Annotated in this window: 1 protein-coding gene; it reads left to right on the top strand. The window is 68.8% G+C overall.

Annotated elements, in window-relative coordinates; all coding sequences use genetic code 11:
* Positions 1-374 (top strand): PfkB family carbohydrate kinase (locus EN984_RS37295; protein WP_245480220.1); only part of this gene is annotated, 374 nt, incomplete at its 5' end.
* Positions 375-443 lie beyond the last annotated feature (69 nt).

Raw genomic sequence — 443 nt, 5'->3', positions numbered from 1 at the left:
AGGCCATGGCGCTGGCCGGCGTCGCCGCGAATGCCAGGGAGCGCGAGGTCGTCGACGGGTTGCGATGCAGCGGCCTCGTCAGTGGCGTGGTCACGGCAGGCGACGCGCCCGTGCTGGGGTTCGATGAAACAGGCGCCTTTTCGATCATGCCGCCCAATCCCCGAAAGGTCGCTGACGTCACCGGGGCCGGTGATGCGCTGGCGGGCGCAACGGTCGCTGCCTTGCTGCGCGGACTGCCGCTGCGGGTGGCCCTGCGCGAAGGCATCGCCGGGGCGACGCTTGCCATCGAAAGCGCCAACGCCGTTCCCGAGTTCACCGCCTCAAGCTTCGCGGAAGCGCTGGCTCTTGTGCCGGATGCCAGGGAAGTGGCATGAGACCGGCGAATTCATAGGGCCGCGATGTTGCCTGGTGTCCCGACGGACGCGCCGCATTCCGGATTGGAG

This window comes from Mesorhizobium sp. M7A.F.Ca.CA.004.12.1.1, from assembly GCF_003997835.1.
Lineage (GTDB): Bacteria > Pseudomonadota > Alphaproteobacteria > Rhizobiales > Rhizobiaceae > Mesorhizobium.
This window is presented reverse-complemented; position numbering and strand designations above follow the sequence as displayed.